Genomic DNA, 18,857 nt, shown 5'->3' with positions numbered 1-18,857 from the left:
GGAATTCCCGACATGACTTATGAAACTCGCCTCTTTATCAATGGCGCCTATGTCGCCGGCAATGGCCCGGCTTTGCCCAGCCACGAGCCGGCGACCGGCAAGCTGCTCGCCGAGGTTGCCTCGGCCGATGCGGGCCAGGTTGATCTGGCTGTCACCACCGCTCATGCGGCTTTTGCCAAATGGGGCAAGGCGACGCCCAAGGAGCGCAGCCGGGCGCTGTTGCGGATTGCCGACGCCATCGAGGCGCGGGCTGACGCCTTGGCCGATGTGGAATCGGTCAATGCCGGCAAGCCCTGGCGCTATGTGAAGGCGGGGGAATTGGCCAACGTGGCCGATGTGTTCCGCTATTTCGGCACGGCGGCGCGCAATGTGCCGGGCACGCCGGCCAATGGGTTCCGCTCGAGCCGCCATACGTCGATCCTGCGGCGTGATCCGCTGGGCGTTATCGCTTCGATTGCGCCGTGGAATTATCCGCTGCTGATGGCCGCCTGGAAGATCGCGCCGGCTGTGGCGGCGGGCAATACGGTCGTCATCAAGCCATCGGAAAACACGCCGCTGAGCCTGTTGTTCCTGGCCTCGATCCTGGCGGAATTCCTGCCCGAGGGGGTGGTCAATGTGGTGACCGGCGACGGTCCATTGGTGGGGCAGACGCTGATCACCCATCCGCTGGTGCGGATGATTTCGCTGACGGGCGATGTGCGCACGGGCCGCGCTGTGCTCAAGGCGGCAGCGGGCGACAGCATCAAGCGGACGCATCTCGAATTGGGCGGCAAGGCGCCGGTGATCGTTTGTGCCGATGCCGATGTGGACAACCTGGTCGAGACGCTGCGCGAAGCCAGCTTCTATAATGCCGGGCAGGATTGCACGGCGGCTTGCCGGATTTTCGTGGACCAGAGCATTGCCCAGGCGGTGACCGACAAGCTCTCCAATATGATCGGGAGCCTGGTCTATGGCGCGCCCGAGCGGGACGATGTCGAGTTTGGCCCACTGATCACGGCCGCGCAGCGCGAGCGGGTGGCCGGGTTTGTCGAGCGGGCGCGGGATGCTGGTGCCGATATCGTGGCGGGCGGCAAGACGCCCGAGGGCGCGGGCTATTATTATGAGCCCACGCTGGTGGCGGCGCCCATCACCTCCGAAATCGTGCAGAAGGAAGTGTTCGGCCCGGTGCTGACTATTACCGCGTTCGACAATCCCGAGACGGCACTGGGCTGGGCCAATGCGTCCGAATATGGGCTGGCGTCATCGGTGTGGTCGCGGGACAGCACGCTGGCGATGAACCTGACCAATCGGCTGGAATATGGCGTCACCTGGGTCAATACCCATGGGGTGTTTGCCACCGAGATGCCCCATGGGGGCATGAAGAATTCGGGCTATGGCTCGGACCTCTCCATGCAGTCGCTGCTCGATTATACGCAGGTGCGGCACATTATGGTGGCGTCGTAGGGCAACCATGCCCAATGACGACGTAAAGAAAACGCGCACCATAGGCGCCAAGTCTGATAGAGGAAGCGCTATGCGCATCCTCGACATGACGACCTTTGTCGCCTTGGCGCGGCACCGCCATTTTGGCCGTGCTGCCCAGGAATTGCATACGACCCAGCCCGCCATCTCCATTCGCCTGGCTGCAATGGAGCAGGAATTCGGCTGCAAGCTGATGCATCGTACCGGCCGCGATTTCTCGCTGACACCGGGCGGCGAGCGGGTGCTGGAGACATTCCGGACGATCCTGGCCTCCTATGACAATCTCAAGCATGAGCTGGCCGACGAGAACACCCATGCCGCCAAGGTGGTGCGGATCGGGGCTATCGACTCGGTGTCCTCGACCTGGATGACGCCGTTTGTGGAAGAGCTGCATGATGCTTTCCCCACGCTCAAGATCGAGCTGACGGTGGAGGGCACCAAGAGTCTCGTCGAGGGGATGAACAAGGGCGAGTTCGATGTGATCTTTGCCGTCGATCCGGCTATCGGCGACAATTTCCGCAGCTTTACGTCCTGCGTGCTGCAGATGACCTGGGCCGGCTCGCCCAAGATCATCGATCCGGACCGGACCTATAGCGTGGACGATCTGGCTGACATGCCGATCATCACCTTTCCCAAGGACACCCCGCCCTATCGGATGATCGCGCCCTATTTTCAGGACGAGCAGGTGCTGGCGGGCAAATTGACCAGTTCCAATTCGCTCTATTCGATCATTAACCTGCTGATCGACGGGTTCGGCGTGGGGGCCATTCCCACGGTGACGATCAAGCGGGAGCTGAAGATGGGGCTGCTGCATCCCATTCGGGTGACCAAGCGCTTCCCGCCCATGCCGATTATCGGCACCTATCAGGCGACCACCGAGACCGATCTGATCCGGCGGGTGGTGGAACAGGCACGGCTGAGCGCCGCCCTGTTTTGCGCGACGGTGGACCCGAGCATGGCCTGGGTAGATTGATGTTTGGCCCTTAGGGACCGTTCGTTGCTTGTGCCGTGTTGGTAATGGCCCGCGGGGCAAGCCCGAGGGAGACGCGGTGATTGTTGATGCTCTTAGTAGCTGTCTTATGCAGGCAGGGATTTGAGCCTTAAGCCCTGCCCCGCCGGTCCCATAGCACATACCCGAACGCGGCGATCAGCATGGCTGAGAGGGCGAACCAGGTCAGGGCGTAGATCAGGTGGTTGTTGGAGAAGGTGAGTACGGTGAGGCCGCCGATGGGATAGGCGTCGCTGTCGCGTTCGGCGTCGAGGAAGAAGGGGGCGGTTGGGGATAGATTTTTTGCGGTGGCGATGGCTGTGACGTCGCGGGAGAACCAGCGGTCGGATGCGGGGTCGTTGTTGCGCAGGAAAGCGCCGCCGGGTTCGCTGGCCCGCAGGAGGCCGGTGATGGTTACATTGCCTTGGGGAGCGTCACGGGTGCTTGGGTCGCGGTGGTCGGGCGGGACGAAGCCGCGGTTGACCAGGACGGTGCCGTTCGGGGTGACCAAGGGGGTCAGGACCCAGAAGCCGCCGCCATAGGCGGTGACGGCCTGGACCAGGGTTTCTCTTGTGTTGTCGAAACGGCCGGTGACGCTGGCGTGGCGGTATTCGTCGGCGTCGGGGTCGAAGCTGGTCCACAAGGCGGGGTTGCCCGCGTCGATGGGGGCGGCGTGAACCCTTTCGTCCACGGCGGCGATCAGGGCGGTTTTCCAGGCCAGCCGTTCGAGCTGCCAGACGCCCAGGGCGGCGAAGCCGAGGGCGCCCAGCAGGGCGATGGTGCCGATGATCAGGAGCGCCCGGGGTGAGCGGGGGCGGCGCTCGGCCTGGTCGGTCATGGCTACATCAGATTGACCGGGTCCATATTGTGGCCGGGCATCATGTTGGTGTTGAGGTGGTACATGACCCAGAGCGAGCCCGAGAGGGCGATGACCACGACGATGATGGTGAAGATTGCCGCCATCATGGTCCAGCCGCCTTCCGAGCGGGTGTTCATGTGCAGGAAGTAGATCATGTGCACCAGGATCTGCGCCACGCCGAAGGCCATGATGACCAGGGTGGTGATCATGGAGTCAGCGATGACATTGCCCATGACCAGCCAGAACGGAATGGCGGTGAGGATGACCGAGAGGGCAAAGCCGGTGAGATAGGTCTTGCGCGTGCCATGGCTGTGGCCATCGCCGGTGACGCTCGGATTGGGGTGGGCGTGGGCGGCCTGGGCCGGCGTGACGTGATCGTTCGTGCTCATCGCAGCATCCCCATGAGATAGACGACAGTGAAGACGCCGATCCAGATGACGTCGAGGAAGTGCCAGAACATGGAGAGGCATTGCACCCGGACCTGATTGGCCGGGACCAGCCCGCGCTGACCGATCTGCACCATCAGCGTCACCAGCCAGATGATACCGAAGGTGACGTGCAGCGCGTGGGTGCCCACGAGCACGAAGAAGGAGGAGAGGAAGGCGCTGCGCTGCGGCACGGCGCCCTCATGGATCATGTGGTAGAATTCGTAGAGCGTGAGCGCCAGGAACACTGCGCCCAGGAGGCCGGTAATGGCGAGCCAGAGCTGGGTGGTGCCGCGCTTGTTCTGCTCCATTTCCAGCATGGCAAAGCCATAGGTGATGGAGGAGAGGAGGAGCGCGGTGGTGCTGACGGCAACCAATGGCAGGTTGAACAGATCGGCCGGAGAAGGACCCGCCGCGAAATTGCCGCCCAGCACGCCATAGATGGCAAAGAGGGTGGCAAAGATCAGGCAATCGCTCATCAGATAGAGCCAGAAGCCCAGCATGGTCGAGGCATGAGGCGGATGCTCATGCGGCTCGAGATCGTAGAAGGCGACCGCTTCGTCCTGAGCGGTATCGACATTGGTGCTCATGTTACTTCCCTGCCCCCAGCAATTGTGTGCGGGCGGTCTCGGTGGCGACGACATCTTCGACCGGGATGTAGAAATCGCGGTCATAATTGAAGGTGTGGAAGATCGCGACGGCCAGGATGCCGACAAAGCTCAGCACGGCCAGCCACCACATATACCAGATCAGCGCGAAGCCCAGCGCCACGCTCAACCCGGCCAGAACGATGCCGGCCCAGGTATTGCGCGGCATGTGGATGGCGCGGAAGCCTTCCACCGGGCGCTGTGCATTGCGCTTTTTCATATCGGCCCAGGCGTCATTGTCGTGGATCACCGGGGTGAAGGCGAAATTGTAGGCCGGGGGCGGCGAAGAGGTCGCCCATTCGAGCGTACGGCCATTCCAGGGATCGCCCGAGGTGTCCCAATCCTTGTTCTTGCCGAGGATGGAAACGGCGAACTGGATGATCATGGCGCCGATGCCCAGGGCAATGACGGCGGCCCCGATGCCGGCAATGATGAACCAGATTTGCAGCGAGGGATCATCGAACGTGCGCAGGCGACGGGTGACGCCCATCAGACCCAGCACATAGAGCGGCGCGAAGGCCAGCCAGAAGCCCACCACCCAGAACCAGAAGCTGAGTTTGCCCCAGAACTGGTTGAGCTTGTAGCCGAAGGCTTTTGGCCACCAGTAATTGATGCCGGCAAAGATGCCGAACAGCACGCCGCCGATGATGACGTTGTGGAAGTGGGCGACGAGGAAGAGCGAATTGTGCAGCACGAAATCGGCGGGGGGAACGGCCAGCAAGACGCCGGTCATGCCGCCAATGGTGAAGGTGATCATGAAGGCGATGAGCCACATCATGGGCAGCTCGAAGCGGATGCGGCCCTTGTACATGGTGAAGAGCCAGTTGAAGATCTTCGCCCCGGTGGGGATGGAGATGATCATGGTGGTGATGCCGAAGAAGGAATTGACGCTCGCCCCCGACCCCATGGTGAAGAAGTGGTGCAGCCAGACCAGGTAAGACAGGATGGTGATGACCACGGTGGCATAGACCATGGAGGTGTAGCCGAAGAGGCGCTTGCCCGAGAAGGTCGAGGCAACTTCGGAGAAGATGCCGAAGCAGGGCAGGATGAGGATGTAAACCTCGGGGTGACCCCAAATCCAGATGAGGTTCACATACATCATCGGATTGCCGCCGAAGTCGTTGGTGAAGAAATTGGTGCCGACATAGCGATCGAGCGCCAAAAGGGTCAGCACCGCCGTCAGCACCGGGAAGGAGGCGACGATCAGCACATTGGTGCAGAGCGAGGTCCAGGTGAAGACGGGCATTTTCATCATGCCCATGCCGGGAGCACGCATCTTGACGATGGTGGCGATGAGATTGACGCCGGAGAGCGTGGTGCCGACGCCCGCCACCTGCAGGCCCCAGATGTAATAATCCACCCCCGAGGCCGGACTATATTCGATGCCGGAAAGCGGGGGATAGGCGAGCCAACCGGTCTGGGCGAATTCCCCGACAAAGAGGCTCATCATGATCAGCACGGCGCCGCCGGCGGTCATCCAGAAGCTGAAATTGTTGAGGAAGGGGAAGCTCACGTCGCGCGCGCCGATCTGCAGCGGCACGATATAGTTCATGAAGCCGGTGATCAGCGGCATGGCCACGAAGAAGATCATGATCACGCCATGGGCGGTGAAGACCTGATCATAGTGATGGGCGTTGAGGTAGCCCTCGGAGCCGCCAAAGGCCATGGCCTGTTGCAGGCGCATCATGATGGCATCCGAAAAGCCGCGCAGCAGCATGACCAGGCCCAGCACCATATACATGATGCCGATCTTCTTGTGGTCGACGCTGGTGAACCATTCGGTCCACAAATAGCCCCAGAGCTTGAAATAGGTCAGCGCGGCGACCAGCGCCAGGCCGCCCAAAGCCACCACGATGAAAGTGACGACCAGGATGGGCTCGTGCAGCGGCAGCACTTCCCAGGTCAGGCGGCCGAAAATGAAGGTCCAGAATTCGTTGTTCATAGTGTGCTCGCCGCACTGGTGGTTGCAAGAGATGCGGTCTGGCCAGCCAGCCAGGACATGGCGGCCGCTGCGGCCGGCGATTGCAGCAAGGACGGGGGAGAAAGGCCGACGCCCGTGACCATGGCCGGCTTGGGCGCGGAGAGCGCGGGCAGCTTGGCCGTCATGGCGATGGCTTCATCGACCGAGCAGAGCGCGGCGACATAAGTCTTTTGCGGCCCAAGCGCCGAGCGGTTGCGCGTGCCGCCGCCATAGAGGGCGGGGGCGATATTGTCGACACCGGCAAGGCCCAGGCCACCGCGATCGTCGATCGACATCATCTCGCTCATGCACATCTTGTCGAGCTCGACGCACATATTGACGATGGCGGTATAGAGCCCGTTCTCGACGCCGGCAAAATGGGTGACGGGAACTTTTTCGGTGGGCTTTTCGAGTTCGAGATAGAGCTTGCGATCGAGCTGGGCATCGGCGCCGCGCACATCGGTGACCCATTGGTCAAACCCGGCAGGGTCAACGCCGCGGAATTCGAAATGCATGCCGGAAAAGCCGTGGCCGCTGTAATTGGCGGAAAAGCCCTTGTAGCTGCCGGGCTCGTTGACCACGGCATGAAGCCGCGTCTGCATGCCGGGCATGGCGTAGATCTGGCCGGCCAAAGCGGGGATGTAGAAGGAGTTCATCACCGAGGAGGAGGTCAGCGTGAAGCTGATCGGGCGATCGACCGGGGCGACCAGTTCGTTGACGCTGGCGATGTTGTATTGCGGGTAGATGAACAGCCATTTCCAATCGAGCGCCACGACTTCCACCTCGAGCGGGGTCATGTCGGCGGTGACCGGCTGGCCGGGGGCGATGCGGCCCAATTGGCGATAGGGGTCGAGCAAATGGGTGCCCACCCAGGTGACGGCGCCCAGGCAAATGATGATGGCGAGCGGGGCAGCCCAGATCACCAGTTCGAGATGGGTCGAGTGGTCCCAATCGGGCTGGTAATCGGCATGCTCATTGCCGTGCCGGTATTTGCGGGCAAAGATCACCACCAGCGCCAGCACCGGAATGATGATCAGCAGCATCAGGAAGGTGGCGATCAGGATCAGGTCGCGCTGCTGGGCGGCGATATCGCCGGCGGGGGCGAGGACCACTGCATTGCAGCCCGCGAGCATGGCGGCGAGGGGAAACAGGAGGGCAAGTTTGATCAGACGAGACACTTGGGCGTTCCTCGATGAGGTTTCGCAATCTTCGTCGCCCTATGCCTGTCCCAGCGGAAACACCATCGGGCATTTTGTCCACTCCCGTTCCGGAGTAGAATAGGGCAAGGGAGAGCTTAACCGTATTGCATAGCGCCGCAAAGAGCCCTGCTCGAAACGGCTGAAGATTCGACAAAACCCCAATCAAATCAAGGCAGTGAACCAGATGGCCGCTTCGTCCTCAACCATCCCGGAAACGAGCGCCGAGCACGATGCCCGCGTCACCAATGCCCATCACCGGCCGGTTCATGCGGGGGAAATCGCCATCGGTGTGATCATCGGTCGCACCTCCGAATTCTTCGATTTCTTCGTCTATGCCATTGCTTCGGTGCTGGTGTTTCCCGCCGTGGTGTTTCCCTATGTCGACCCGTTGACCGGCACACTGCTGTCCTTTGCGGTGTTCGCTTTGGCCTTTGTCGCCCGCCCGATCGGCACGGTGATCTTTTCGGCGGTGGACCGCAATTATGGCCGCGGGGTGAAGCTGACCATTGCGCTGTTCCTGCTCGGCATCTCGACCGTGGCCGTAGCCTTCCTGCCCAGCGACAGCCAGGTGGGGGCCTTTTCGGTGGCCATCCTGATGCTGTTCCGCTTTGGCCAGGGTATTGCGCTGGCCGGCACCTGGGATGGGCTGGCGTCGCTTTTGGCGCTCAATGCGCCGCCCAATCGGCGCGGCTGGTATGCCATGGTGCCGCAATTGGGCGCCCCCATCGGACTGATCGTCGCCTCGGCGCTGTTTGCGTTCCTGGTCAGCTCGATTTCGGCCGAGGACTTTTTGGCCTGGGGCTGGAGGTATCCGTTCTTCGTGGCCTTCGCCATCAATGTGGTGGCGTTGTTCGCGCGCCTGCGCATCGTGGTGACGCCCGAATATACCGGCCTGTTCGAAAGCGGCGAGCTGGAGCCGACGCGCATTCGCGACACGGTGCGCAGCGAGGGCCGCAATATCGTGATCGGGGCCTTTGCGCCGCTGGCCAGCTTTGCGCTGTTCCACATGGTCACGGTGTTCCCGCTATCCTGGGTGTTTCTCTATACCGATGAATTGCCGGCGCGGTTCCTCGTCATCGAGGCGACCTCGGCCGTGGTAGGGCTGGCGGCGGTGGTACTGTCGGGCGCATTGGCCGACCGGGTCGGACGGCGCTGGCTGCTGGGCGCTTCGGCGGTGGGCATTGCCATCTACAGCGTCTTTGCGCCGCTGCTGCTGGGCGCGGGGGATATGGGCGAGATCATCTATATGGTGGTGGGCTTTATCCTCTTGGGCCTGTCCTTCGGGCAATCCTCGGGTGTCGTGGCGGCCAATTTCACCAAGCTCTACCGCTATACCAGCTCGGCGCTGACCTCGGACCTGGCCTGGCTGTTCGGCGCCGGCTTTGCTCCCTTGGTGGCGCTGGCGCTATCGAGCCAATTCGGGCTGATTTCCTCGGGGGCATATCTGCTGTCGGGGGCGATCTGCACGCTGATCGCGCTGGGGCTGAACCGGCAATTGGCGGGACAGAATTAGGGCTTTTCCAATCTGCACCCTCCCCGGCGGGGAGGGTGTCGCGCTCGTGGGTGGGCTCAGATCACCGGCTTGCCGCCGGTGACGGCGATGGTGGCGCCGCTGATATAGCTGGCGTCCTCGCAAGCCAGCATGACATAGGCGGGGGCCAGTTCCCTGGGTTGGGCGGGGCGGCCCATGGGGACCTGCTTGCCGAACTGGCTGACCTTTTCGGGCGGCAGGGTGGAGGGAATAAGCGGGGTCCAGACCGGGCCGGGCGCCACGGTATTGACCCGGATGCCCTTGCTGGCCAGCAATTGCGCCAGCCCGCCGCCGAAATTCTGGATGGCGCCTTTGGTGGTGGCATAGGCCAGCAATTGCGGGCTGGGCGTATCGGCATTGACCGAAGCGGTATTGATGATGGCGCTGCCCGGCGCCATATGCGGCACCGCCGCCTTGGTCAGGTAGAACATGGCGGACAGGTTGGTCGCCAGGGTCAGCTCCCATTCCTCGTCGGGAATTTCCTCGATGGACTCAAAGCTGTTCTGGTGGGCGGCATTGTTGACCAGGATATCGATGCGGCCGAAGGCATCGACCGCCTTGCTGACGATGTCGCGGCAATGCTGGGCCCTGGAAATATCGCCGCCCAGCAGCAGGCATTTGCGGCCGGCCGCTTCGACGAGGCGCTTGGTTTCGGCGGCGTCCTCATCTTCGCTCAGATAGGAAATCAGCACATCGGCGCCTTCGCGGGCATAGGCCAGCGCCACGGCCCGGCCGATGCCGGAATCCCCGCCGGTGATGATGGCCTTCTTGTCCTTCAGCTTGCCGCTACCCTCGTAGCTACCCTCGCCATAATCGGGCACCGGATCCATGGCATCGCTATAGCCGGGAATGGGCTGGGGCTGGTTGGGAAAGGGCGGCGTGGGGAAGTTCTCGGACATGATCATTCTCCATGTAGGGGAGCAAAACCAACGCCGTTTTTGTCGATAGGTTCACGGGCCGTTGCCGGCGCAAGCGGGGGCGGCCAGGAGGTAACGCAGGTTAGTGCGGGCCTGACGGCCGATGAATTGAGCGGCCGTGACGGTCGCTAAAGTCCCAGCGCGGCTGCCGCCATTTGGGCGATTGTGAGCTCGCGCGCCTCTTGGCCGTCGCCTTCTCTTTCCATGGTCCAGACAGACTTCAGGCCTGCATAGGCCAAGATCCACTTCAACACACGCTTGGGGTCCAGGTTCGCGTCCCTTGCGACGATGTCGATCCGCTGCTCCAGCCGGCCAGCTTCTGTGGCGACCTTGGCTTCGGGGTGGCAGAACAGGTTGGCGTAGTCGAAGGCTCGTTCGCCGAGCAGCCCTTTCGGGTCGATCGCGAGCCAGCCACGCTCATCCCCGTCGAGAATATTGCCATGATGGATGTCGCCGTGCAGTGGCACGACGTGCTGGGGCATAGCCAGAAGTTCACGTGCAGCCGCTGCGGACTTTGTCAAAACGCCTCCCAATCGCGTCGCCGCAGGCTCAAGCTGACGAAACCAGGTCGCCATCGGATACAGCGTTTCCGGCGGCATGTGGTTCCTGGCGGCGTGCAGCCTCGCCACGACCGCGCAGATGATCCCCGTCGCCTCATCCCCCCGGCCTGAGCGTTCCATCTCGATGAGGCTTCTGTGCCCACTGAGACGCTCAAGCAGCAGGCCGGAATCTTCATGGGCGAATACGCGAGCAGCACCGTGCCCAGCATACCAGACCATGAGGTGCGCGCCGTTGAGCTCTTCCTCGGCCGTGGCGATCTTCAACATCGCTGGCACGCCATCCCTTTGCACCGGCAGCAAGAGGCTGCTGTGCGTGCAGATGGCTTCACCTTCTGGCATCAAACCCCAGCGTGACAGCCAAGGTTGGAAGACCTCTTCCGACACCATGACGAGATATCCCGAATTTCCAACGCTCGTGCGCGCGGACTCTATCCGCAGGCGGCCTCTCGGGGAAAGCGAATTGGCGGAGTAAATCCGAACGCCAGCTTGAGGCCAAAGCCGTCATCGCGGGAAGCAATGCCAACGGCGGAAAGGGGGCGGGAGCACGGCGGCAGCCCGTGCACCGGTCAACCGCCCGCCGCTAATGGCCGGTCTTGGCGTGGGGTTCGGCGACGGGTTTGGATTCGGGAGAGCCGCGTTGGCGCAGCCAGACCGAGAGCAGGACCAGCACGGCGGTGGAGAGGAATTCGGACTGCCAGTTCTGGAAGGATTCGAACCACAATTGCGGATCGGCCAGATATTGCCAGGCGGTCTGGGGGGCCTCGCCATGCAACAGGGCTTCTTCATTGGCGGCGCCGGTGCTTTGCAACCAGTGCAGCAGGAAGGAGAGGATGAACAATGCCAGCAGCGCCAGGCCGAGCGAATGCGAATAGAATGCGCTCCAGGCTCCGCCGGCGCGCACCGGCCAGGGGGCCTTGGGGTCCTTGCGCTTCTTGGCCGGGTCGGCATCTTCGGGATTGGACTTGTCGGGGTCCTTGGATTCCGAGGAGCCGCGCTGGAACAGCATGATGGTCATCAGCACATAGGCCGACATCTGCAGGAATTCGCTCTCCCAGTTTTCAAACAGCGGGGAGAGGAAGGCGGGGCTGGCGAAATAGGCGAAAAGCCCGATATCGGGCGCATCATGGCGGGTCAGTTCGGCATTGTGGTCGAACCAGCCGGTGATCAGCATGCCGCCCGTGCTGAGCAGGAATATGGCGAGCAGGGCCAGCGAGAGCCCGTTATCGCGGATAAAACGCATCATCTCCTCTCCTTGACAGCTAAGTAGCTGATCAACGCTACTCGGGTGACGCGGTTCCGCCCGCGGTGAACCGGCTGTGGGTTATCGGCCGGCGCGGCGGCGCGCGACATAATCCCGACACGAATTGTGGCTCCTTTGCGGCAGGCACATGGGTCGTGCCAGGGACGCTGCAGCCTGCCGCGTCCTTTTGGTTTTTGAGGAGCTTGATATGACGAGACTGGCTATCTGGGGCATCGCCGCGCTCATGGTTCTGGCGGCGGGGCCAGCTCATGGCGCGCCGGCCTATTCGTTTGGCGACGACAAGGGCGATTACAGCAATGACGGGGAATGCGATGACCCGCGCTTCGACGGGCCGGGCATGACCGCCACGGACTTGCTCAGCGATGACGTGCTGCATGATGCCAGTGATTGCGAAGCCGCTTTCAAGGCCGGCCAGTTGACCATCCGCGGCGTGGCCGAGGATGGCAGTATCGATTTTGGCGATGACAAGGGCGAATATGCCAATGACGGGGAATGCGACGACCTGCGGTTCATCGGCTCGGGCATGACGGCGACCGAGCTGATCCAGGACGATATCATGCATGACGCAACCGATTGCCGGACGGCCTATGAAGCCGGTAAGCTCAAGCTGAACCGCGGGTAAACGCGGCAGGCGCCAGCGGCAGACTGCGGCTGAGGAGACCAGATGGGCGGGCATTCGGGAACTGTTTATTCCCTCAGGATCGTTGCGGCGATCCTGATCGTGACGCTGGCCTGGGACGCGCTGGACCCCTGGGCCAGCCCGTCGCCGTTTTTCGTGCTGGCGTCCTATTTCCTGTTGGGCTTTGTCTGCGCCGCAGCGTTTCCCGGCCAGGTCTGGTTCGGCATTGCCGTGGCAGTGGCAGCCGCCATCGGCTTTGAAGTGCTGCAATTCCTGGTGCCGCTCCGCGATGTGCGCGGCATCGAGCTGATCGGCAAATGGCTAAGTGCCTCAGGCGGGGTGATCCTCGAACTCATTCTGGTGCTGGCACGGGAACTGCGGCAGCGCAAACGGTGAGCGCTGCCGTAATGTCAGCTCAGCTCATGGCGGTACGATAGATTTGCAGGACGTCGTCCACGGCCATGGGGCGGGGATTGTTGTCCATCAGGCGGCGGATGGCGTGGGCTTCCGCGGCCCATTCGGGCAGGGCTTCCGCTGTGGCGCCATGGCGGGACAGCTGCATTTCGATGCCCAGCTGGCGGCAGAAATCCATGGCTGCGACGAGGATTGCCGGGGTGCCATCGGCCGGTGGTAGACCGAGCAGCCGGCAAATCTCGGCAGTCTTTTCGGGACGGGCGGGGGCATTGAATGCTAGTACATGCGGGAAGATGATGGCGTTGGCCAGGCCATGGGGCAGCTTGAGGCGGGTGCCCAGCGGATAGGCCAGGGCATGGCCGGACGCGGTATTGACCGGGCCGAGGCACACGCCGCCATAATAGGAGGCGAGCATCATGCCGGCGCGGGCTTCGGTATCGGCGCCATCGGCCACGGCGCGGGCGAGATATTTTCCCACCAGTTCGATGCCAAGGGTTGCATAGCCGTCGATCAGCGGGTGGGCCTTGATATTGGTGAAGGCCTCGACGCAATGGGCCAACGCATCGACGCCGGTGGCGGCGGTGACGGCGGGGGGCACGGAATAGGTCAGTTCGGGATCGAGAATGGCGATATCGGCCAGCATGAACGGGCTTTCGACCGCCAGCTTCGCCAAGGTCTGGGGATGGGTGACCAGCGCGCGGATGCCGGCTTCCGAACCCGTGCCGGAGGTGGTGGGCACTTGCGCCAACGCGGTGCGGCGGCCCTCGATCTTGCCAACGCCGACGACGTCAGGCACCGACTTGTCGCTGTCCCAGAGCACGGCGACCAGCTTGGCCACATCCATGACCGAACCACCGCCCAGCCCGATGACCAGATCGGGCTGGAAGGCACGGGCCGCGGCTAGCGCTGCCTCAACGGCCGGCAGGTCGGGTTCGGGCGGCAGGTCAATGAAGGTTTCGAGCGTGCCGGTAAGGCCGATGCGGTCGACAAAGCCGACCGTGGGCGCCATGGCGACGATAAAGACGCGGCGATAGGGGGCGGCCCAATCGGCGAGGCGCGAAACGGCGCCGGCGCCGATTTCGAGCCGGGCGGGCTGCAGCAGGGTGATCGGCCGGGCCATGGACAGGGTAAGTTCAGACATTGTCCTGCGCCTCGAGTTCGGCCATCTGGCTCCAGACCTTGTCGAGTTCGGCCTGGCCGAGTTCGACCAGCGGGGGACGCACGCGCGTCCAGCCGGGGTGATTGCGGCGGCGGGCCAGCATGGCCTTGATGGTGGGCAATTGCACATAGGCGTTGGAGAGATCGCGCCAGGCGTTGATGCGCTCCTGCGCCTTGTCGACGCGGGCGGCTTCAGCCGGGTCATGCCAATGGTCGAACACCACGCGCAGATGCTTGCCGATGAGATTGGAGCTGGAGGTGATGCAGCCAGCGCCGCCCGAGCGCAGCAGCGGCAGCATGAAGGGATCGGCGCCCGCGAGCACCGAGAAATTGGCGAAGCTGGAGGCAAAGGCCTGCATGCTGTCGAGCTTGCCGGAGCTGTCCTTGATGCCGACCACAATGCCGGGAAAGGCTTCGAGCAGGCGGCCGACCAGTTCGAGCGACAGCCCGACCTGGGCGATGGGCGGGATGTGATAGAGCACGACGCGCAGATCGTCGCGGCCGACGCCTTCGATGGCCTCGGCATAGAAGCGGAACAGGCCTTCGTCGCTGACGCCCTTGTAATAGAAGGGGGGCAGCACGACCGTGGCCTTCACCCCGGCCTCGACGGCATGGCGCATCAGGGTGACGGTATCGGCGACATTGGTCTGGGAGGTGCCGGGCAGCAGGCGCTGCGGATCGATGCCGGCGGCGATGACCTGCTCGAGCAGGGCCTGGCGCTGGGCGATGCTGAAGGAATTGGCCTCGCCGGTGGTGCCGAGCAGGGCAATGCCGTCGCAGCCATCCTGCAACAGGGCATGGCAATGGGCGGCGAAGGCGCTGTGATCGGGCGTGCCATCTTCAAGGATCGGCGTGGCCGAGGCGCAGAACACGCCGCTGATGGGGAGATTGCTCGTCGGATTGGTCACTTGTTTCCCCCGGCCAGGCGGCGCGCATAGGCGATGGCTTCGTTCATATTGGTGTGGTTGGCCTTGCCGGTGCCGGCAATGTCGAAGGCAGTGCCGTGATCGACCGAGGTGCGGTCGATGGGCAGGCCAAGCGAAACATTGACCGCGGTATCGAAGGCCACGAGCTTGATGGGGATGTGCCCCTGATCGTGATATTGGGCGATTACCAGATCGAAGGCGCCGTTATAGGCGCGGTGATAGACGGTGTCGGCGGAGATGGGGCCCTTGACGTCGATGCCTTCGGCCTGCGCCATGGCGACGGCCGGCACGACCTGTACGTCATCCTCGGTGCCGAAGAGGCCGCTTTCTCCGCAATGCGGATTGATGCCGGCCACCGCGATGCGCGGCCTGGCGTAGCCGATGCGCTTGAGGTGGTCATTGCCGGCGCGGATGGTGGCCAGGATGCGCTCGGGCGTGGCGCGATCGATGGCGGTCTTGAGCGACACGTGGGTGGAGACGTGAATGACCTTGAGGCGCTCGGAGGCCAGCAGCATGAAGGCCGATTTCTGCCCGGTCAGCGCCGCCAGCATGCCGGTATGGCCATCATAGTGATGACCGGCCAGGTTCAGCGCTTCCTTGTTGATCGGCGCGGTGACGATGCAGCCGATCGTGCCGGCCTGGGCGTCGCGCACGGCTTTTTCGATGAAGCGGAAGGCGGCGTCGCCGGCGCGGGGATCCAGCTTCCCCCAAGGCAGCGGGCCGCCCTCGATGGGCAGGTCCTCGACCAGGCCATTGAGGTCGATCGTGGCGCCGGTGGCGGCGGCGGCAAGGTCCAGCGTGGCGCGATTGCCATAGATGCGGGTGCGGGCGCGGTCAGCAGGCGACATTTCCGCCAAGGCGCGGATCGCGATTTCGGGACCGACCCCGGCGGGGTCACCCATGGTAATGCCAATCAGCTCGCTCATGCTGCGTCTCCGTCGATCCAGCCCTTGGGCAGCCGGACATATTTGATGGCCCGCCGGAAATAGGTATAGGCGAGATGGATCGCGCCATCGCCGTCTTCCAGCAGATAGGGGTAGGACAGTTCCTTGTTGCGCCCATCCACCGAATTGTTGGAGAGGCACGTGCCGGGACTATCATCGACGATGCGGCGCAGCGGGAAGGTGCGGCCGCCATCGGTGGATATGCACAGGGTCAGCGGCGCGCGGGGCACGCCCCAGATGGGGGCACAGCCGCCACTAGCGTCGGGGCGATCATCGCCCTCCTCGATCTCGTCATAGAGCGAGGTGCGGCGATCGCTCGAGGTCGCAGCCGAGACCGGATTGCACAGCATGGCCAGGCGCCCATCGGCGAGGCGAATGACGTTGATGGAGGAGTTGTTGTTGGGCACGTCGGTGGGCTCGGGCGCCGACCAGGTCACCCCGCCATCGCGGCTTTCCGAGCGATGCACGAAATCGGACTGGCGGCGGCGGTAGAAGGCGGCCATGTGCTCGCCCTCGAGCGGCACGATAGTCATATGTACCGAGCCGATCGAGCCGGGCACTTCGCTCAGCGTCCAGGTGGCGCCATCGTCGTGGCTCACCGCGACCCCGGCGGTATCGTGGCTGCCGTTCCAGCGCTGGCCCGGGCGCGAAATGCAGCGGAAGACCGGCATCATCCAGGCGCCATCTTTGCGCCGCACGAAACGGCCGCGCACGAAGGTGCCCAAGGGCAGATCGAGAATGCGCGGCACGCCGCCGCTGAGCACGCCATCGGCCAGCGTGACCTGGCGGGCGCGCAGCAGGCATTCGTCCTGGTTGCCGGAGGGCTGGGCGGTGTGGAACAGCTGCCACTGCCCCTGCCCGTCGCGCGTCAGCACCGGGTTCTGTTCGCTGCGTTCGGGATCGTCGCTCAACCGCATCGGCGCCGACCAGCGATCGCTGCCGGGAGCCAGGGTGCAGCCGAAAATGGAAATATCGGACTTGCCCTCGAGCGTGCCGCCAAACCACAGGCAGGCCAGGGTGCCGTCGTCCAGGCGCTCGATGAACGCGGCGTGATTCTGCACCATGGGCGAAGGCAAATAGGCGGCCCGCAGGCCTTGGCCGGCCGGCTCGATCTGCCCTGTCATGCGCGCCGCGATCTCGTCTGGAGTCATGTCTCTCCCCGCCTCCTGGTTGCCGCAAACTTGCTGGCCGGCGCAATGTTGTCAAGTTATTATTCCTGACGAGAAATCTAAAATCGAACAGTGTAGTTTCATATTCTTATTGTTTTTCAATGTGTTAAATTTCTGAACCACCACACAATCTGGCATTTTCTGATTTTTGTTTGACAACTCCTGGGCGTCGCTAGATAGTGCCAGCCACGGGTGGACCGGCTATGCTGGCGCCCTGAGGAAACGGTGGGCGCTCCGCAGCGGCGTTCACGTCTGGATCAGCTGCAAGGGAGGTAGAATTGATTTTCAAACAGCTTCTGGTCGCCGGCTTGCTGGCTTCGGGCGCCATTGCCCCGGCCATGGCCCAATCCAATACCGACATTACCGTGGTGCTCAGCGAGGAACTCGACCTGGTCGATCCCTGCATGGCGACGCGCTCCAATATCGGCCGCGTCATCCTGCAGAATATCAGCGAGACGCTGACCGAGCTGGACGTGCGCGGCGACAAGGGCCTGATGCCCCGCCTGGCCGAAAGCTGGGAAGACAAGGGCGATGGTACCTGGCAGTTCAAGCTGCGCCCGGGCGTGACCTTCTCGGACGGCACCGCGTTCGACGCCAATGACGTCAAGCACTCGTTCGACCGCGTCTTCTCGGACCAGATGAGCTGCGAAAGCGCGCGTTATTTCGCCGATACCGACCTGACCTTCACCGTGGTCGACGACACCACGATCGACGTCAAGGCCGAGCCGGCCCAGCCGATACTGCCGCTGCTGATGAGCCTCGTTACCATCGTGCCGTCGGAAACGCCGATGGAATTCGTGCGCGACCCGATCGGCACCGGCCCCTATGTGATGAGCGAGTGGACCGCCGGCCAGCAGATCGTGCTCGATCGCCGCGACGATTACTGGGGTGAAGCCCCGGCGGTGACCAAGGCCACCTACCTGTTCCGCTCCGAGCCTGCCGTGCGTGCCGGCATGGTCGCGGCGGGTGAAGCCGATATCGCGCCCCAGATCACGGCCGAAGTGGCCGACAACAAGGCCACCGATTTCAGCTATCTGAATTCGGAAACCGTCTATCTGCGCATCGACAGCCAGGACGCCCCGACCAATGATCTGCGGGTTCGCCAGGCACTGAATGCCGCCATCGAGCGCGAAGCCTTTATCGGCACCGTGCTGCCCGAGGGGACCGAGCTGGCCGTGGCCATGGTGCCGCCGACCACGCTTGGCTGGAACCCCAACCTGTCGCCGCCGGCATTCGATCCGGAACTGGCCAAGAAGCTGCTTGCCGAAGCCAAGGCTGATGGTGTGGATACCAGCCTGCCCATTGAAGTCGTGGCGCGCACCGAGAACTTCCCCAATGTGACCGAGGTCGCCGAGGCCCTGGTGCAGATGCTCAACGAAGTTGGCTTCAACGCCACGCTGCGCATGGTGGAAGTTGCCGAACACGAGCAGTATTATTCCAAGCCCTATCCCGAAAGCACCGGCACCCGCCTGGTGCTGGCGCAGCACGACAATAGCCGCGGCGATCCGGCCTTCTCGATGTTCTTCAAGTATGACAGCAAGGGCACCCAGTCGGGCGTCAACGACCCGAAAGTGGACGACCTGATCGCCCGCGCTTCGGCCGCAACCGGGGACGAACGTGCGGCCCTGTGGTCCGAGCTGTTCGCCTATGTGCATGACGATATCGCTGCCGATGTGCTGCTGTTCCACATGGTTGGCCTCAGCCGCGTCAGCGAGCGTCTGGACTTCACCCCGACCATTGCGACCAACCAGCAGCTGCAGCTGTCGGAGATCGGCTTCAAGTAAGCCTGTCTCAGGTTCATAATCAGGCGATGCCGGGC

18 protein-coding genes are annotated in these 18,857 nt (G+C 63.2%); 6 read left to right on the top strand and 12 right to left on the bottom strand.

Annotated elements, in window-relative coordinates; genetic code table 11:
- The first annotated feature begins 12 nt into the window (after nt 1-12).
- Both ACI3KW_RS08445 and ACI3KW_RS08440 read left to right on the top strand, forming a co-directional pair.
- Entirely contained in the window at nt 13-1,443 is a 1,431-nt protein-coding gene (locus ACI3KW_RS08445) for an aminobutyraldehyde dehydrogenase (RefSeq protein WP_404847694.1), read from the top strand.
- A 70-nt stretch (nt 1,444-1,513) separates the two neighbouring features.
- A complete protein-coding gene (locus ACI3KW_RS08440; protein ID WP_113120753.1) occupies nt 1,514-2,434 on the top strand; it encodes a LysR family transcriptional regulator in 921 nt (306 codons plus the stop codon).
- 127 nt (nt 2,435-2,561) lie between these two features.
- Here the strand turns inward: ACI3KW_RS08440 and ACI3KW_RS08435 are convergent, their stop codons facing one another.
- From ACI3KW_RS08435 to cyoA, 5 genes are read right to left on the bottom strand one after another with little or no spacing between them, the layout of a single operon-like run.
- Complete coding sequence (locus ACI3KW_RS08435; RefSeq protein ID WP_404847693.1) at nt 2,562-3,287, bottom strand: SURF1 family protein; 726 nt, start codon at nt 3,285-3,287, stop codon at nt 2,562-2,564.
- A gap of 2 nt (nt 3,288-3,289) precedes the next feature.
- Nucleotides 3,290-3,697 (bottom strand): cytochrome o ubiquinol oxidase subunit IV, encoded by a 408-nt coding sequence (gene cyoD / locus ACI3KW_RS08430; RefSeq protein WP_404847692.1) that lies wholly within the window; start codon nt 3,695-3,697, stop codon nt 3,290-3,292.
- Nucleotides 3,694-4,323: a cytochrome o ubiquinol oxidase subunit III gene (cyoC, locus tag ACI3KW_RS08425; RefSeq protein ID WP_113122153.1), complete on the bottom strand. Its 630-nt coding sequence runs from the start codon at nt 4,321-4,323 to the stop codon at nt 3,694-3,696. Before cyoC ends, cyoD begins: the two co-directional genes overlap by 4 nt.
- A gap of 1 nt (nt 4,324) precedes the next feature.
- Nucleotides 4,325-6,322, bottom strand: coding sequence for a cytochrome o ubiquinol oxidase subunit I (gene cyoB / locus ACI3KW_RS08420; RefSeq protein ID WP_262170320.1), 1,998 nt, complete (start codon nt 6,320-6,322; stop codon nt 4,325-4,327).
- Nucleotides 6,319-7,518, bottom strand: a complete 1,200-nt coding sequence (cyoA, locus tag ACI3KW_RS08415; protein ID WP_404847691.1) for a ubiquinol oxidase subunit II — start codon at nt 7,516-7,518, stop codon at nt 6,319-6,321. Before cyoA ends, cyoB begins: the two co-directional genes overlap by 4 nt.
- Nucleotides 7,519-7,723: 205 nt before the next feature.
- On the opposite strand from cyoA, the gene ACI3KW_RS08410 reads away from it, so the two are divergent.
- Nucleotides 7,724-9,052: an MFS transporter gene (locus ACI3KW_RS08410; protein WP_113122156.1), complete on the top strand. Its 1,329-nt coding sequence runs from the start codon at nt 7,724-7,726 to the stop codon at nt 9,050-9,052.
- A gap of 56 nt (nt 9,053-9,108) precedes the next feature.
- On the opposite strand, the gene ACI3KW_RS08405 is transcribed toward ACI3KW_RS08410, so the two are convergent.
- The 3 genes from ACI3KW_RS08405 to ACI3KW_RS08395 form a co-directional block, all read right to left on the bottom strand.
- A complete protein-coding gene (locus ACI3KW_RS08405) occupies nt 9,109-9,969 on the bottom strand; it encodes an SDR family oxidoreductase (protein WP_404847690.1) in 861 nt (286 codons plus the stop codon).
- Nucleotides 9,970-10,115: 146 nt separating this feature from the next.
- Nucleotides 10,116-10,934, bottom strand: coding sequence for an aminoglycoside phosphotransferase family protein (locus tag ACI3KW_RS08400; protein ID WP_404847689.1), 819 nt, complete (start codon nt 10,932-10,934; stop codon nt 10,116-10,118).
- Between the two features lie 193 nt (nt 10,935-11,127).
- Complete coding sequence (locus ACI3KW_RS08395; protein ID WP_404847779.1) at nt 11,128-11,787, bottom strand: DUF6766 family protein; 660 nt, start codon at nt 11,785-11,787, stop codon at nt 11,128-11,130.
- Between the two features lie 208 nt (nt 11,788-11,995).
- On the opposite strand from ACI3KW_RS08395, the gene ACI3KW_RS08390 reads away from it, so the two are divergent.
- Together ACI3KW_RS08390 and ACI3KW_RS08385 are read left to right on the top strand one after the other, a co-directional pair.
- Nucleotides 11,996-12,430 (top strand): hypothetical protein, encoded by a 435-nt coding sequence (locus ACI3KW_RS08390; protein ID WP_262170326.1) that lies wholly within the window; start codon nt 11,996-11,998, stop codon nt 12,428-12,430.
- 42 nt (nt 12,431-12,472) lie between these two features.
- Nucleotides 12,473-12,823 carry a hypothetical protein gene (locus ACI3KW_RS08385; protein WP_404847688.1) on the top strand — a complete coding sequence of 117 codons (351 nt, stop codon included), beginning with the start codon at nt 12,473-12,475 and terminating at the stop codon, nt 12,821-12,823.
- Nucleotides 12,824-12,842: 19 nt separating this feature from the next.
- Here ACI3KW_RS08385 and ACI3KW_RS08380 read toward each other — a convergent pair whose 3' ends face one another.
- From ACI3KW_RS08380 to ACI3KW_RS08365, 4 genes are read right to left on the bottom strand one after another with little or no spacing between them, the layout of a single operon-like run.
- Nucleotides 12,843-13,982, bottom strand: a complete 1,140-nt coding sequence (locus tag ACI3KW_RS08380) for an iron-containing alcohol dehydrogenase (RefSeq protein WP_404847687.1) — start codon at nt 13,980-13,982, stop codon at nt 12,843-12,845.
- Complete coding sequence (locus ACI3KW_RS08375; protein WP_404847686.1) at nt 13,975-14,907, bottom strand: dihydrodipicolinate synthase family protein; 933 nt, start codon at nt 14,905-14,907, stop codon at nt 13,975-13,977. The genes ACI3KW_RS08380 and ACI3KW_RS08375 overlap by 8 nt, the downstream gene beginning before the upstream one ends.
- The gene (pdxA, locus tag ACI3KW_RS08370) at nt 14,904-15,851 is read right to left on the bottom strand and encodes a 4-hydroxythreonine-4-phosphate dehydrogenase PdxA (protein ID WP_404847685.1); all 948 of its coding nucleotides are present in this window, start codon (nt 15,849-15,851) and stop codon (nt 14,904-14,906) included. Before pdxA ends, ACI3KW_RS08375 begins: the two co-directional genes overlap by 4 nt.
- Nucleotides 15,848-17,020 carry an exo-alpha-sialidase gene (locus ACI3KW_RS08365; RefSeq protein WP_404847684.1) on the bottom strand — a complete coding sequence of 391 codons (1,173 nt, stop codon included), beginning with the start codon at nt 17,018-17,020 and terminating at the stop codon, nt 15,848-15,850. Before ACI3KW_RS08365 ends, pdxA begins: the two co-directional genes overlap by 4 nt.
- A gap of 356 nt (nt 17,021-17,376) precedes the next feature.
- Between ACI3KW_RS08365 and ACI3KW_RS08360 the strand changes: the two genes are divergently transcribed.
- The gene (locus ACI3KW_RS08360) at nt 17,377-18,822 is read left to right on the top strand and encodes an ABC transporter substrate-binding protein (protein WP_262171907.1); all 1,446 of its coding nucleotides are present in this window, start codon (nt 17,377-17,379) and stop codon (nt 18,820-18,822) included.
- Nucleotides 18,823-18,857: the final 35 nt, after the last annotated feature.

This window comes from Devosia sp. ZW T5_3 (assembly GCF_044987315.1).
In the GTDB taxonomy this organism is placed as follows: domain Bacteria; phylum Pseudomonadota; class Alphaproteobacteria; order Rhizobiales; family Devosiaceae; genus Devosia.
This window is presented reverse-complemented; position numbering and strand designations above follow the sequence as displayed.